General features: G+C 75.0%; 14 protein-coding genes. 5 read left to right on the plus strand and 9 right to left on the minus strand.

The window, feature by feature from the left end; genetic code table 11:
- Window positions 1-114: 114 nt before the first annotated feature.
- Complete coding sequence (locus V6U79_RS15255; protein WP_334615016.1) at window positions 115-1,284, plus strand: class I SAM-dependent methyltransferase; 1,170 nt, start codon at window positions 115-117, stop codon at window positions 1,282-1,284.
- Window positions 1,285-1,289: 5 nt separating this feature from the next.
- Here V6U79_RS15255 and V6U79_RS15260 read toward each other — a convergent pair whose 3' ends face one another.
- A complete protein-coding gene (locus tag V6U79_RS15260) occupies window positions 1,290-1,730 on the minus strand; it encodes a hypothetical protein (RefSeq protein WP_334615017.1) in 441 nt (146 codons plus the stop codon).
- Window positions 1,731-1,960: 230 nt separating this feature from the next.
- Here V6U79_RS15260 and V6U79_RS15265 point away from each other — a divergent pair, with 230 nt between their 5' ends.
- Complete coding sequence (locus V6U79_RS15265; RefSeq protein ID WP_334532827.1) at window positions 1,961-2,377, plus strand: helix-turn-helix domain-containing protein; 417 nt, start codon at window positions 1,961-1,963, stop codon at window positions 2,375-2,377.
- A gap of 15 nt (window positions 2,378-2,392) precedes the next feature.
- On the opposite strand, the gene V6U79_RS15270 is transcribed toward V6U79_RS15265, so the two are convergent.
- From V6U79_RS15270 to V6U79_RS15285, 4 genes are all read right to left on the minus strand, one after another.
- Window positions 2,393-3,430: a DUF8832 domain-containing protein gene (locus V6U79_RS15270; RefSeq protein WP_442933783.1), complete on the minus strand. Its 1,038-nt coding sequence runs from the start codon at window positions 3,428-3,430 to the stop codon at window positions 2,393-2,395.
- A complete protein-coding gene (locus tag V6U79_RS15275; RefSeq protein WP_334615018.1) occupies window positions 3,423-3,644 on the minus strand; it encodes a heavy-metal-associated domain-containing protein in 222 nt (73 codons plus the stop codon). The genes V6U79_RS15270 and V6U79_RS15275 overlap by 8 nt, the downstream gene beginning before the upstream one ends.
- A gap of 119 nt (window positions 3,645-3,763) precedes the next feature.
- The gene (locus V6U79_RS15280; RefSeq protein ID WP_334615019.1) at window positions 3,764-5,917 is read right to left on the minus strand and encodes a RecQ family ATP-dependent DNA helicase; all 2,154 of its coding nucleotides are present in this window, start codon (window positions 5,915-5,917) and stop codon (window positions 3,764-3,766) included.
- Window positions 5,918-6,012: 95 nt separating this feature from the next.
- Entirely contained in the window at window positions 6,013-7,932 is a 1,920-nt protein-coding gene (locus tag V6U79_RS15285; RefSeq protein ID WP_334615020.1) for an AfsR/SARP family transcriptional regulator, read from the minus strand.
- Window positions 7,933-8,074: 142 nt separating this feature from the next.
- Here V6U79_RS15285 and V6U79_RS15290 point away from each other — a divergent pair, with 142 nt between their 5' ends.
- From V6U79_RS15290 to V6U79_RS15300, 3 genes are all read left to right on the plus strand, one after another.
- The gene (locus V6U79_RS15290; RefSeq protein ID WP_334615021.1) at window positions 8,075-8,902 is read left to right on the plus strand and encodes a hypothetical protein; all 828 of its coding nucleotides are present in this window, start codon (window positions 8,075-8,077) and stop codon (window positions 8,900-8,902) included.
- A 138-nt stretch (window positions 8,903-9,040) separates the two neighbouring features.
- The gene (locus V6U79_RS15295) at window positions 9,041-9,655 is read left to right on the plus strand and encodes an RNA polymerase sigma factor (RefSeq protein ID WP_334615022.1); all 615 of its coding nucleotides are present in this window, start codon (window positions 9,041-9,043) and stop codon (window positions 9,653-9,655) included.
- A complete protein-coding gene (locus V6U79_RS15300; RefSeq protein WP_334615023.1) occupies window positions 9,648-10,595 on the plus strand; it encodes a CU044_5270 family protein in 948 nt (315 codons plus the stop codon). The genes V6U79_RS15295 and V6U79_RS15300 overlap by 8 nt, the downstream gene beginning before the upstream one ends.
- Before the next feature lie 56 nt (window positions 10,596-10,651).
- Here the strand turns inward: V6U79_RS15300 and V6U79_RS15305 are convergent, their stop codons facing one another.
- The 4 genes from V6U79_RS15305 to V6U79_RS15320 are packed head-to-tail and all read right to left on the minus strand — an operon-like array spanning window position 10,652 to window position 14,152.
- Window positions 10,652-11,761 carry a branched-chain amino acid ABC transporter permease gene (locus V6U79_RS15305; protein ID WP_334615024.1) on the minus strand — a complete coding sequence of 370 codons (1,110 nt, stop codon included), beginning with the start codon at window positions 11,759-11,761 and terminating at the stop codon, window positions 10,652-10,654.
- Window positions 11,758-12,648 carry a branched-chain amino acid ABC transporter permease gene (locus V6U79_RS15310; RefSeq protein WP_334532847.1) on the minus strand — a complete coding sequence of 297 codons (891 nt, stop codon included), beginning with the start codon at window positions 12,646-12,648 and terminating at the stop codon, window positions 11,758-11,760. Before V6U79_RS15310 ends, V6U79_RS15305 begins: the two co-directional genes overlap by 4 nt.
- Window positions 12,648-13,412: an ABC transporter ATP-binding protein gene (locus V6U79_RS15315; protein ID WP_334615025.1), complete on the minus strand. Its 765-nt coding sequence runs from the start codon at window positions 13,410-13,412 to the stop codon at window positions 12,648-12,650. Before V6U79_RS15315 ends, V6U79_RS15310 begins: the two co-directional genes overlap by 1 nt.
- A complete protein-coding gene (locus V6U79_RS15320; RefSeq protein ID WP_334615026.1) occupies window positions 13,409-14,152 on the minus strand; it encodes an ABC transporter ATP-binding protein in 744 nt (247 codons plus the stop codon). The genes V6U79_RS15315 and V6U79_RS15320 overlap by 4 nt, the downstream gene beginning before the upstream one ends.
- Window positions 14,153-14,154: the final 2 nt, after the last annotated feature.

Consider the following 14,154-nt stretch of genomic DNA (forward strand, 5'->3'; position numbering starts at 1 on the left):
GGACGTCCCTTTTTCCCGCCGGCGCCGAGCCGACGACGGGACGCGACAGCGACCAACCCCACCCCACGGTGGCCTGCCGCCGGGCGGCCCTCGGACAGCAAGGATGATGGAGCGATGCCGGAACCGTTGGACGCCGCCCTGACCGAGGTACGCGCGCTGCTGCTCGACCCCGCGCTGACCCGGGCGGTCGCCGCCGGCCGCCGTCGCGGGCAGCGCCCCTCGGTGGTCCGCGCCGAACTGCGCCCGGTCGTCCTGAAGGCCGGCCCCCGGTTGCAGATCTCCACCTCCGACGGCGCCCGCCCGTACACCCGGAACGTCTCCCCGGGCGCGGAGGCCGAGTCGGCGGTGGACGGGCTGCTCGCCGAGCCCTTCGGCAACTGGCACGTGGAGACCGCCACCGCGACCCTCCAGCTGCGGGTGACCAAGTCCGGCGAGGCCCAGGTCCACCGATCCGCGGCGAACCGGAGGGCGGGGGCCGAGCCGGCCGGGCACGACCGGGCCAAGGAGTACCTGCTCGACCCGGGTGACGAGATCTTCGCCGAGATCGGCGGCTCGGCCGCGAAGCGGCGACAGGTCGACGCCTTCCTGCGGGCGCTCGCCGCGACCCTCCCGGACGACCTGAGCGGCCCGCTACGGGTGGTCGACCTCGGCTGCGGCAACGCGTACCTGACCTTCGCCGCCTACCGCTACCTGTCGCAGCGGGGCCTCGACGTCGAGCTGGTCGGGGTGGACGTCCGCGAGGACCAGCGGCGACGCAACACCGAGCTGGCCGAGCGTCTCGGCTGGGCCGGGCGGGTCTCCTTCGTCGCCGGCACCATCGCCGACGCGGTGGTGGAGCCCGCGCCGGACCTCGTGCTCGCGCTGCACGCCTGCGACACCGCCACCGACGAGGCGCTGGCCCGCGCGGTGCGGTGGAACGCGCGCTGGGTGCTCGCCGCCCCGTGCTGCCACCACGACATCGCCGCGCAGCTGCGCTCCCGGCCGGCCCCGGCGCCGTACGAGCTGCTGACCCGGCAGGGCATCCTGCGGGAGCGCTTCGCCGACGTGCTCACCGACGCGCTGCGGGCCGGTCTGCTCCGGCTGCACGGCTACCGGGCCGAGGTGGTCGAGTTCGTCGACTCCCAGCACACCCCGCGCAACCTGCTCATCCGCGCCCGCCGTACCGGCACCGACCCGACCGGGCAGCAGCGGGCCGAGTACCGCGAGCTGGTGGACCAGTGGCAGGTCACGCCCCGCCTGGAGGCGCTGCTCGCCGACGTACCCGAAGGGGCCCCGACGGCCTGAGCGGGTCAGTGGCGGCGGTCGCGGCCGGTCGGTCGCTCCCCCGAGTGGCCCCGGTCGAAGGCGGAGACCCGTTCGCCGCCGCGTCGGGACGACCGCTCGTCCTCGGCGGGCGAGGTGGGGAACGGGACCACCGTGCCGGAGGTCTCCGCGTTGCCCGCGGCGGCGAAGGCGTTCCAGGAGATGTCCACCAGCAGCCGCTTCAGCTCCGCGTGCCGGTCGGCGGCGCTGCGCTGCAACGCCAGTCGCGCGCCGAGCACCACGGCGACCAGGGTGGTGGTGATCGCCCCGGTGGCGGCCAGCACGTGCGCCCCGGTCGCCTCGTCGCCGGTCAGCACGAGCACCAGCAGCCAGATCCAGAAGGCCAGGGCGAAGACGGCGCCCTTCGCCACGAAGAAGAGACTGACCGCACCCGGGCGGTGCGGCACCGGACGGACGGGCTCGGCCATGCTGCTCCTCATCGCTGGGGCCGGCCCACCGCGGAGGTGCTCCGCCCGGCCGGCGGTGGGTTCATCGAGCCTAGTTGCTGGGTGGCGAGCGCCGCTGGACGACGACCCCGCCCGTCGATGGCTGGTCCCGTCGACGGGACGTTGGGGTCGATCGGTCAATTGCGACGACGCGTCGTCGTACTACCCTCAGAGGGCGCACCGGACACGAGCTTTCCGGCAGGAAAGGAACGATGGGTTCCGCAGAGGTTTCACCACAGATGGCCTTCGCACGGTTCGTGCGACGCGCCATCGACGACGCCCGCGACGAGCGGGGCTGGACGGTGAGCGACCTGGCGGCGCACACCGGGGTGGGTCGCTCCACCGTCTTCCGCTGGCTCGCCGGGGACTGGCAGGACTACCCGGAGCTGGCCAAGGTGCGGGGCTTCTGCGCCGCCCTCGACCTGCCCGTCGCGGCGGCGTTCCGCGCGCTCGGGCTGCCCGACGCGGGGCCGGCCCCCCGCCGGCGCACCGACGACAGCCCGGTGGAGGCGGACGTGCGGGTCATCCTGGACCGGCTCGCCGACCCGACGGTGCCGGCCGAGGAGAAGCACCACATCCGCGACCTGCTCCGCTACCTGGCCCGCCGCCCGGTCCGCCGCGCCGGCTGACGCGGCCGGCCGCCGTCACGGGACGGTGACGGTGAACTCGGCGGTCCGCACCTCGCCGGCCACCTGAAAGTCCAGGTACATCCGGTACCGCCCCGGGCCCGGCGCGGTCACCTGGAAGGTCACCGGGTCACCGGCGGCCGACGGCTCCGGGTGCACGTGCAGGTAACCGAGGTCGCCCTCGCGCAGCGCCACCAGATGGCCGTACGCGCCCAGGTAGCGCTCCAGGGCGGCGGGCGTCTGCCCGGCGCGGACCCGGAAGCGCACCGGGACGGCCGTGCCGACCTGCGGCGTGCCCTCGTACCCGGCGGTGAACCCGTCGACCGTCACGGTGGTGGCCGCCGGTGGCAGCGGCCGGGGCGTGTAGCCGCCGGGCGCGACCAGGTCCACCCCCAGGGTCACCGCGGTCTGTCGGCCGTCGTCGGCGAGCGCGGTGAAGTCGGCGTACGCCCGCCAGACGCCCGGCTCCGGCAGGGTCAGCGGCACCGTCCAGGTGCCGTCGGCCCCCATCGTCGGGTGCAGGTGCTGGTAGCCGGTGAGGTCCCGGCGGACCACGATCAGGTGCAGCGGCTTGTCGTGCACCACGGCGAACCGGGTGACCGGCCGGCGCCGCTCGTCGCGGATCTGGAAGCGGAACTCCCCGGCCCGGCCGGCGGCGAACTCCCCGGCCGACGGGGCGAGGGTGTAGCCGGCCGCGCTGACCGAGAGCCCGCCGGCGTCGCTCGAAGCGGCCTGGTCGGCGGCGGCGCCGTGGTCGTGCGCGCCGGTGCCGGGGGCGTGGGCGTGCTGGCCGCCGGTGCTCGCGGGGCTCACCGCGCCCGGGACGGCCGGCGGCGGGTTGGCCCGGCCGAGGCCGAAGCCGAGCAGGATGGCGAGCACCAGCCCGCCGACGGTCGCGGCCAGCCGCAGCGTGCTCCGGTCCGGCCCGGCCGGCAGGCCGTCGCCGGGGAGAGGCCCGGTCGGGAGGCCGTCGCCGGGGAGCGGGCCGGCTGACGGCGGGGGCGCGTCGGCGACCCCGCCGAGGGCCGCCGGCGGGGTGGGCGGGCGCTCAGGCACCGCCGCCGGCCAACTCGTACCCGGCCTCGTCCACGGCCGCCCGGACCGACTCCTCGGCGAGCGGACCCGCGCTGGTGACCGTCGCGGTGCCGGCGGTCAGGTCCACGCGGACCTCCTCGACCCTGGGCAGGGCGGACAGCTCACCGGTGACCGCGCGCACGCAGTGCTCGCAGGTCATCCCGGTGACGGTGTACGTCTGCGTGACGGATGGCATGCGCCCACGGTACCGCCGCGCCGGTCACCGGCCGGCCGCCGGCCGGTGACCGTGGCGACGGTCGCAATCCACCCGCCCCGGGAACTTTCCGCCCCCGGCGCGGACCGGGCGGAGGCCGGTCAGCCCGCGACGGCGAGAGCGAGCGGGAGCACGTCCGGGGCGCCGGCCCGGCGCAGCGACCGGGCCACCATCGTCATCGTCCAACCCGAGTCGACCAGGTCGTCGACGAGGAGCACCGGCCCGTCCAGTCCGGCGAGGGCGTCGGCCAGCTCATCGGGGACCGTGAACGCCTCGTGCAGGGCGCGTACCCGTTGGGCGCTGTTGCCGCGCGGCCCACCGGCTCCGGCCGGGCCGGTCGGGACGACCCGGCCGAGCAGCGGCAACCGGCCCACCGTGGCGATCCGTTCGGCGAGCGAGCCGACCAGCGTCGGGCGGGTCCGCGAGCCCACCGCGACCACCCCGGCCGGGCGGCGCGGCCACGGGTCGTCGCCGTGCGCCCACGCCTTGAGCACCTCGACGACGGCCGCGGCCACGTCGTCGGGGACGGGGGCGTCGGGCGCGTCCGGCCCCACCAGGCCGCGCAGCCGCCCACCCCAGCCCAGGTCGGAGAGGCGTCCCACGGCCCGCCCCGGCAGCGCCTGCTCGCCCGGGGGGATCCGCCCCTTCAGCGGTACGCCGACCGCCTCCAGCCCGGTCGGCCAGAGCTTCTTCGGGGTGATCTCCACACCGGGGCGGCCGAGGAAGGCCTGCGCGGCGGCGCGGGCCGCGTCGGACACCTCGGACGTGAACAGCGGCCCGGCGCACCGGTCGCAGCGCCCGCAGTCGCCCGCCTCCGCGTCGTCCAGGCACTCGCGCAGGTAGCGCAGCCGGCACCGGGACGTGGTCGCGTACTCCCGCATGGCCTGCTGCTCGGCGGTGCGCGCCTCGGCGACGCGGCGCAACCGAGCCTCGTCGTAGACCCAGGGTTCGCCGGTGGCGAGCCAGCCGCCGCGGACCCGGCGGACGGCGCCGTCGACGTCGAGCACCTTGAGCATCAGCTCCAGGCGGGTCCGGCGCAGGTCGACGATCGGCTCCAGGGCCTGGGTGGAGATCGGCCGGTCGGTGCGCAGGGCGGCCAGCACCGCCCGGACCTGCTCCTCCGGTGGGAACGCGAGCGAGGCGAAGTAGCGCCAGATGGCGGCGTCCTCGACGCCGGGCAGGAGCAGCACCTCGGCGTGCGCGACGGCCCGGCCGGCGCGGCCGACCTGCTGGTAGTAGGCGATCGGCGAGGGGGGCGCGCCCAGGTGCACCACGAAGCCGAGGTCCGGCTTGTCGAAACCCATGCCCAGCGCGGAGGTGGCGACCAACGCTTTGATCTTGTTGTCCAGCAGGTCCTGCTCGGCGGCCCGCCGGTCCGCGTCGTCGGCCTGGCCGGTGTAGGAGGCCACCGACCAGCCGCGCCCCCGCAGGAATTCGGCGGTCTCCCCCGCCGCCGCGACGGTCAGCGTGTAGATGATCCCGGAGCCGGGCAGCCGGTCCAGGTGGTCGGCGAGCCAGGCCAGCCGGTGCGCCGGGCTCGGCAGGTCGACCACGCCCAGCCGCAGCGACTCCCGGTCCAGCGAGCCGCGCAGCACCAGGACGTCCGGCCGCTGGGCGGCCGGAGCGGCCAGCTCGGTGCCCAGCTGCTCGGCGACGTCGGCGGTGACCCGGGCGTTCGCGGTGGCCGTGGTGGCCAGCACCGGGGTGCGCTCGGGCAGGTTGCCGAGGAAGGTGCGCAGCCGGCGGTAGTCCGGCCGGAAGTCGTGCCCCCAGTCCGAGACGCAGTGCGCCTCGTCCACCACCAGCAGCCCGGTGGTGGCGGCCAGCTTCGGCAGGACGGTGTCCCGGAAGTCCGGGTTGTTGAGCCGTTCCGGGCTGATCAGCAGGACGTCGACCGCACCGGCGTGGATCTCCCCGGTGATCTCGTCCCACTCGTCGAGGTTGGCGGAGTTGATGGTGCGGGCCCGGATGCCCGCCCGGGCCGCCGCCTCCACCTGGTTGCGCATCAGGGCCAGCAGCGGCGAGACGATCACCGTGGGGCCGTGTTCACCGCCCTGGCGGAGCAGGGCGGTGGCGACGAAGTAGACCGCCGACTTGCCCCAGCCGGTGCGCTGCACGCAGAGCACCCGGCGCCGGTCCACCACCAGCGCCTCGATCGCCCGCCACTGGTCCTCCCGCAGTCGGGCGTGCTCGCCGGCCAACCGGCGCAGCACCGCCTCGGCCCGCTCCCGTACCGCCGCCCGATCCTGGCTCATCCGGCATTTCTACCAGCGTCCCCGGCCCCGCCACCCGCCCCGTCGCGCTGAACAAGCGGTTTGCGTCGTCCTGGGGGTGGAATCCCGACCCTCGGTCACCTCGGGGGCGAGGAGGGCGGTGGGGTGGGGGGTGGGAGGAAGACCAGGACGTCGCGGAGGGCGTCGGTGACGGCCGGGGCCAGCAGGCAGCGGGCGGCCAGCTCCTCCATCGAGCCGTACGGGCCGCGCAGCCAGCGGTCCATCGCGACCTGGCGCAGCCGAGCCGCGTCCAGCCCGGGGAGAGTGGCCAGCACGTGCTCTCCGACGGCGTTGACGTCGATCAGGCCGCCGTCGTCGAAGGCGCGGGGCAGATCCGGCCGGCCGATCGACAGCTCGAACCGGGCCGCCGGATAGTGGTGCAGCAGGTAGCGGGCCTGTTCCCGGCGGACCCGACGGTCGTCGGTCGCCCCATCGTCGGAACGGCCGGTGAGCACGCGCCACACCTCGCGGCTGAGCAGCACCACGTGCACGGCCCCACCCAGCCAGCAGACGCCGAGCACGCTGAACCCGGAGAGCACCTCCCAGGTGGGTGGGTCGGCGTCCGGGTCGCCCCGGAGCAGCAGCCAGGTCAGCAGGACGGCGCCGCCGAGGTAGCCGAGCCCGACCAGGGCGAGCCGCCAGCTGCGCCGCCACGCCGCATACCCGAGCACCACCAGCCAGGTGAAGCAGCCGAAGGAGAGCAGGACGAGCAGCGAGCCGACGACCGTGGCGGTGACGCTGACCCAGCGGGGGGCGGGTTGCCGCCGGGGCGGGGCCGGCGGCGGGTCGGGAAGGAACGGCGGCGGCGTCGAGGGGAACGGCCGACCGGCCGGCGCGACGGCGAGACGAGCGTCCGGCCCGGCGGCGGCACCCGGTGCCGGTGACGCGGTCCCGGCCGGAGCCGGGGAGCCGGTGGCCGGACCGGCGTCGGGCAGCGGCGTCGGCACGGCAGCCTCGACCAGGGCCGGGGTCGCAGCGGTCTGCGTGACGGCCGGGCCGGGCACCGGCGGAGCGGGCACCGGCGGGACCGGGAGCGCGGCGGTCCGCGTGGCGGCAGGGGCGGCGACCGGGGGCCCGGTCGGCGGGGCCGGGACGGGGTCGGCGGCGGGGCGCGACGCGGGTACGGCGTACCCGGCGGGGGTTTCCCCGGCGGTGACCGGCGGCGGCGCGGCACCGGCGGGTGCCGGCGGGGACGCCGCCGGGCCCGGAAGCGCGGGTGCGGCGGGGGTGAGGGTCGAATCGGCGCGCAGGATGCGGCGGTTCAGCTCCTGGAGCACCTCCCCGGGCTCGATGCCGAACTCGTCGCGGAGCAGTCCGGCGAACTCCCGGTAGGCGGCCAGCGCCTCCGCCTGCCGACCGCTGCGGTGCAGCGCCAGCATCAGCTGCTGCCGCAGCCGCTCCCGGAGCGGGAACTCGGCCACCAGCCGCACCAGCTCGCCGACCAGTTCCCGGTGCCGACCCCGCTCCAGCTCCAGTTCGGCGCGGGTCTCCAGCGCGGTGGCCCGGGTCTCCACCAACCGGTGCCGGGCCGCCTCCAGCACCGGGCCGGTGAACCCGCCGAACGGCTCACCGTGCCAGAGCTCCAGCGCCGCCGCCAGCTCGGCCAGCGCCTCGGCGGGCCGGCCCTCGCCCCGGTGCCGCTCGGCCCGGCGTACGGCCCGCTCGAAGCGGACCGCGTCGACCGTCTCCGGGTCGATCCGCAACAGGTACCCGGCGTCGGTGAGGGTGAGCACCTGGGCGGGGGTGCGCGGGGACCGGTCCGGCTCCAGCACCCGGCGCAGCCCGGCGACGTGCTTCTGCACCACGTTCGGCCCGTTCGCGGGTGGGTCGTCCGGCCAGACCGCGTCGACGATCTGCGCGGTGGGCACGGGACGGCCGGCGGAGAGCAGCAGGACGGCCAGCACGGCCCGCTGTTTGCCCGGCCCGAGGTCGAGCCGGCGATCCCCGCGCCAGGCCCGCTGCGGCCCGAGGAGTTCGAAGCGCAACGCCTCCGACATCCGAGTTTCCGCTCCTGACAGCCCCTGGCCGTGCGTAGGGCGGTGCACGGCAGCCGGACGGCAGCATAACGGCAGCGATCCGGCGGTGCGGGTCTGTCAGGATCTGCTCCGGCAGCAACACCGTAGAAAGTGAGTCAACCAGATGACGCAGCGAACCGGCACCGCCGGAACGATCCGGCGGGTCGCGACGACCGCGACCGCCGTGCTGGCCGCCACCACCCTCCTGGTGGGATGCGGGTCGAAGAACGAGAACACCGGTGGCTCCTCGGCCGCACCGGCCACCTCCCCGTCGGTCGACCCGAAGTCGGCGCTGCTGGCCGCGGTGCCGGACGAGCAGGACGGCGCCTTCCGCTTCTCCGGGGTGGACGGCGCCGACAAGATCAGCGGCGCGGTGGACCCCGCCACCAAGGCGATGGAGATCAGCGTCTCCCAGAAGGTCGCGGACCCGGAGTTCACCATGGACCTGTCGTTCCGGGTGATCGACGAGCGCAGCTGGATGAAGGTGAAGGTCGCCGGCATCGATGGGCTCCAGGAGATGATGAAGATCCCGACCCGCTGGATGACGCTGGACAAGGCCAAGATCAAGGAAGACCCGCCGGTCTACACGGGCACCGACCCGGGCGACACGGCGGTGATCATCGAAACCGCGGACACGGTGACCGCCAAGGGCGACGGGACGTACACCGGCTTCGCCGACCTGACCGACGGCACGGAGGTGGCCGACGCGCTCAGCTCGGTGGACGTGGCGGCCCTCGGCGAGGCCGGCAAGAAGGTGCCGTTCACCGCGGTCGTCGGCGCGGACGGCAACCTCGCCTCGCTGACCCTGGAGATCCCCGCCGCCGGCAAGCAGAAGGCCCACAAGTACAGCGTCAAGTACTTCGACTTCGGCAAGGGGCCGAAGCTCCCCGCCCCCAGCGGCAAGGACGTGCAGAAGGCGCCGGCGGACGCGTACGAGCTGCTCAACAGCTGAGCCACGACATCGGGCGGGACCGCGGCCACACGGGGGGCCGCGCTCCCGCCCAGCGTCGTCCGGGTCGGCCGGCGTGAACCTCATTCCGGCTCCGCGCGGATAACAGGTGAACCACCTGTCGCCGAGCAAAGGACCCCTATGAACCGGACACGGCACGCCAGGGACACCACCGACGAGGAGGACGACGCCCGGATCATCGCCCACTCGGTACGGGAGCCGGAACGGTTCTCGGCCATCTTCGACCGGCACGCGCCGTACATCCACCGCTACCTGACCCGCCGGCTGGGCCGGCAGGTCGCGGACGACCTCACCGCCGAGACGTTCCTCGCCGCGTTTCACAAGCGGAGCCGGTACGACCTCGACCGGCGCGACGCCCGGCCCTGGCTGTACGGGATCGCCACGAACCTGATCGGCCAGCACCGCCGGGACGAACTCCGCGACCACCGGCTGCGCCAGACGATCGCGCCCGACCGGGACGAGTCGGGTCTCGCCGACCGGGTCGCCGCCGAGGTGAGCGCGCAGGCGTTGCGCCAGCCGCTCGTCTCGGCCGTCACCGGGTTGTCCCCCGGCGACCGGGACGTACTGCTGCTGGTCGCCTGGGCCGAGCTGACCTACGAGGAGGTGGCCGAGGCGCTGCTGATCCCGGTCGGCACCGTCCGGTCCCGGCTGCACCGGGCCCGCGTCAAGCTGCGTGCGGCCCTCGGCGACATAAATCCGACCAACCACATCGAGGAGCCCGTGAGCCATGGATGACCTGCAGTTGCTCAGTGAAGTGGGCCGGGAGACGCCCCTCCCGTCCGCCGACGATCTCACCCCCGCCCGGGACCGGCTGCTCGCCGCGATCACCGCGGAGCGGGCGGTGGCCGGCCCGGCGATGACCGGCCCGACCGCCGCACCGGGAACCGCCGGCACGCGGGGCCGGAGGCGCCGGTCCCGACCGGTCCGTCGGCTCCTGGTGGCCGGCATGGCCACCCTGGGCCTGGCGGCGGCGGCCACCGGTGTGCTGGTGCTCGGCCCGGACCAGGTCGGCGGCGAGGTGCCCGCGGCCAACGCGGCGGAGATCCTGGACCGCGCGGCGGCGGCGGCGCTCACCCGCCCCCAGGTGGCACCCCGCCCCGACCAGTTCATCTACACCCGCAGCCGGTCCGGGGGCACCGAGCGGGAGGCCTGGCTGTCGGTGGACGGTACCCACGACGGCCTGATCCGGAGCACTGACCCCAGGGATCCTGCCGAGTACCCGGTGCCCGGGTGCCGCGACGGGCGGGCCGCCGCGGTGAAGGGTGACAGGGTGGTCCCGAAGGTGACGGTGCCCTGCAAGCCCGAGCCGGCGTACCGGGCGGATCTGCCGACCGACGCGGACGCCATGCTCGAATATCTCAAGCGGAACGCCAGCGGCGGCGGACCGACCGATACGAACGCCATGGCCAAGGACGTGATGGTGCTCGCCGAGGGGTACGTGAGCCCGGCGACGCGCGCCGCGCTGTTCAAGGCCGCCGCCCGGATCCCGGGGATCAAGGTGGTCCCGGACGTGCGCGACGCGGCGGGCCGTCCGGGGGTCGGCATCTCCTGGTCGACCCGGGACGACGCCGGCGTGGTGCTCGTCTTCGATGCCGAGGACCACACCCTCCTCGGTACCGCCGACTCAGCCCAGCTGGAAGTCACCATCGCGGACCGGGCGGGGCAACGCCCCTGACGGCGACCGGGGCCGGCCGCCACGGCGGCCGGCCCCGGCACCGGTCCGAGGTGGGATCAGCGGCGGGCGCGCAGGGAGTGACGCAGGAGGGCCAGCCGGGGAGCCAGGCTGGCCAGGCCGCCGGGGAAGAAGTAGACGGCCAGGATGAAGATGGTGCCCAGCACGAACAGCGGCTGGCTCAGCGGGTGGCTGAGCACCGCCGGCAGGTCGTCCACCGCGGCACTGGCGCCGAAGGCGGTGAGCCGGTGGTCCAGGTACATGTAGCAGACGCCGCCGAGCACCGGCCCCCAGCGGGTGCCGGGGCCCCCGAGCACCACCATGACCAGCAGCGACAGGGTCAGCTCGGACGACGTGACGTGCGGTGAGGCGCCGCCGACGACCAGGCAGTAGACCACCCCGCCGGCCGAGGCCAGCCCGCCGGCCAGGGTGAACGCCACCAGCTTGAACCGGTACGGGTCCAGCCCGAGCACCCCGATCCGCCGCTCGTCGTCGCGCAGCCCGGCGAGCACCCGCCCGGTCGGCGAGCCGGAGACCCGGTGCACCACGAAGACCACCAGCGCCAGGTACGCCAGCGCCAGCCAGTACAGGTTGACCGTGTTCGCCACCCCGACCAGGGCCGGCGGGAGCCCGGAGACGTCCAGCGGCAGTCCCTCCTCGCCGCCGGTCCACCCGCCGAAGTCGCGCGCCACCAGGATCGCCCCGACCTGGGCGAAGGCGAGCGTGACCATGGCGAAGGCGATCCCGACGGTGCGCAGCGCCACCGCGCCGAGCAGCGCCGCGAGGATGGTCGCGCCGGTGACGGTGAGCAGCGCCGCCTGCCACAGCGGCAGCCCGGCCCGGGTGACCAGGAGGTCGGTGCCGTACACCCCGGCGGCGAAGTAGAGCGCGTGCCCGAAGGAGAGCATGCCGGTCCGGCCGAAGAGCAGGTCGTAGCCGGCGGCCAGCCCGCCGAAGATCAGGCAGATGGCGAGCAGTTGCAGGGTGCCGGGCGAGTTCAGCGGCCCCTCGAAGAGTCCCGGCAGGTGCACCGTGGAGTACGGCACGATCGCGGCCAGCACCAGCGCGACGAGCGGCAGGTACCGGCGCAGCCCGTGCCAGCGCGGGCGCCGGGGCTCCAGCTCGGCCGGCACCGCGGCCGGGGGCGCGTCGACCATCGAGTCGGTCATGCGTGAGCCACCTTTCCGGCGAAGCCCTGCGGACGCAGCAGCAGCACCACGGCGAGCAGCCCGACCACGCAGATGTCGCCCAGGCCGGACGGGCCGTAGTAGTTGACGAACTGTTGCAGCAGGCCCACCGCGACCGCCGCGTACGCGGACCCGACGACCGAGCCCATCCCGCCGATGACCACCACGATGAACGCGAAGATCAGCAGTGCGCCGCCCTGCCCGGGCGAGACCGTGCCGTAGTAGGTGCTGCCGAGCGCGCCGGCCAGCGCGGCGGCGGCCCCGCCGATCGCGAAGACCAGGGTAAACGCCTTCCGCACGTCGATGCCGAGCGCGGTGACCATCTCCCGGTTCTCCACCCCGGCCCGGATCACCAGGCCGTAGCGGGTCCAGCGGAGGAAGGCCAGCAGCGCGCCGAGCACCAGCACCGCGGCGACGATCAGCAGGAGCATGGCGTTCGGCACGGCGGCGCCGAGGACGGTGGTCACCCGCTGCGTCCACTCCGGACGCGGGAAGGGCCGCGGGTCCGCGCCCCAGGTCGCCTGGAGCAGCGCCACCCCGGCCAGCGACAGGCCGACGGTGACCAGGACCTGTTCGATGGTGCGGGTGTAGAGCGGCCGGATCAGCACCAGCTCCACCAGCACCGCGACCAGCGCGCCGGCGGCCACCCCGAAGGCCACCGCCAGCACGAAGCCGAGGCCGTCGGCCCCCGCGCCGGGCAGGTTCCCGGCGGCCCACCAGGTGGCGTACGCGCCGACGCCGAGGAAGAGCCCGTGCGCGAAGTTCAGCACGTCGGCCAGGCCGAAGACCAGGGAGAGCCCGGACGCGACGAGGAAGTACAGCGCCGCCAGGCCGAGCCCGGTCAGCGTGAGCAGGATGAGGGTGTCCATCAGCGCCCGTCCTTCCGCGCGGCGGCCGGCGTGCCGGTGTGCGGTCCGTCGCCGGACCCGACGCCGAGCAGCGACCGGGTCAGGTCGGTCTCCAGCAGCAGTTCCCGTGCCTCGCCGGTCCAGGCGACCTGGCCGGCGGCGAGCACCACCGCGTCGCGGGCGAGCCGGCGGACCACGGCCAGGTTCTGCTCCACCAGCAGCACGGGCACCGACTCGGCCACCCGTTCCAGCACCTCGGCCACCTCGGTCACCACCTTCGGCGCCAACCCCTTGGTCGGCTCGTCGATCAGCAGCAGCCGGTTGTCGTTGAGCAGCACCCGGCCGATGGCGAGCATCTGCTGCTGCCCGCCGGAGAGCGAGCCGGCCCGTTGCCGTCCGCGCCGGTCCAGCTCCGGGAAGAGCGCGAAGACCTTTTCGTACGCCGGGGTGGTGCCCCGCCGTTCGGCCAGCCGCAGGTTCTCGGCGACGGTGAGGCCGGCGAAGACGCAGCGGTCCTCCGGCACGTAGCCGAGCCCGCCGCGGACCAGTCGGTGGGTGGGGCGGGCCAGCAGGCTCTGCGCCCCCATCCGGATCGCGCCGCGCACCTCGCCGTTGCGCGGCGTCAGCCCGACGATCGCGCGCAGGGTGGTGGTCTTGCCCACTCCGTTGCGGCCCAGCAGGACGGTCACCCCGGTCGGCGCGACGGTGAACGACACCCCCTGGAGGATGTGCAGCCCGGCGATCCGCACCGACAGGTCCTCCACCGTCAGAACAGCCTCACTCATAGCGATTCCCCCAGGTACGCCTCCTGGACGGTGGCGTTGGCCATCACGGTGTCCGGGGTGTCGCAGGACAGCAGCGCGCCGTGGTGCATCACGGCGATCCGGTCGGCCAGCTCCAGGATCACGTCCATGTGGTGTTCCACCATCAGCACCGACCGGCCGAAGTCGCCGGTCAGCGACCTGATCACGGAGACCAGTTCGGGCACGTCCTCGGCGCTGACCCCGGCCATCGGCTCGTCCAGCAGCATCACCCGGGGTTCCCCGGCGAGCAGCAGGGCGATCTCCAGCTTGCGTTTCTCGCCGTGCGCGAGGGTGCCGGCGAGCGCCGCACCCCGGTGGTGGAGGCCGACCCGGTCGAGCGCCGCGTCGGCGGCGGCGGCCACCTCCCGGTCGGCCGCCGCCCGCCGCCACAGCTTCATCGAGCCACCCCGGTGCGCCTGTACGGCGAGCCGGACGTTCTCCCGGACGGTGAGCGAGCCGAAGACCGAGGACGCCTGGAAGGTCCGGCCCAGCCCGAGCCGGGCCCGCCGGTGCGGCGGGAGGTCCGTGATGTCCTCGGAGTCCAGCATGATCCGGCCCTCGGTCGGCCGGCGCAGGCCGGTGATCAGGTTGAACAGGGAGGTCTTGCCGGCGCCGTTCGGCCCGATCACGCCGAGGAACTCCCCGGGCGCCAGGTCGAGGTGGACGCCGTCGACGATGGCGACCTCACCGATCCGCCAGGTCAGACCGCGGGTGGCGAGCACTG

The sequence above is a fragment of the Micromonospora psammae genome, from assembly GCF_036902725.1.
Lineage (GTDB): Bacteria > Actinomycetota > Actinomycetes > Mycobacteriales > Micromonosporaceae > Micromonospora.